The 247-nt window shown below is 64.8% G+C and carries 1 protein-coding gene; it reads right to left on the bottom strand.

Annotated elements, in window-relative coordinates:
* Window positions 1–247 (bottom strand): carbohydrate ABC transporter permease (locus tag SB754_RS22195; protein WP_410784448.1); only part of this gene is annotated, 247 nt, incomplete at both ends.

Here is a 247-nt window from a genome sequence, read left to right as displayed (position 1 = left end):
CAGCAGGAAGGTGCTGATGACCATCGCCGGGGTGAGCAGCGGCAGAGTGATGCCGAAGAACTGCTGCCGGGATGTCGCGCCATCGATCTTCGCCACTTCGTAGTATTCGGCGGGGATCGACTGCAGGTACGCCGTATAGAGCACCGCGTGCCAGCCCGTCGCGGCCCACACGCCCACGACGATCACCGACACCTTTGCGAGGGCATCCGTCGAGAGCCATCCGACCGAGTCGAGCCCGAGCTTCACG

This window comes from Leifsonia sp. SIMBA_070, assembly GCF_046534635.1.
Classification (GTDB): Bacteria; Actinomycetota; Actinomycetes; order Actinomycetales; family Microbacteriaceae; genus Leifsonia.
The sequence above is the reverse complement of the archived record's forward strand: the minus strand, read 5'-3'. Positions and strand labels throughout refer to the sequence as shown.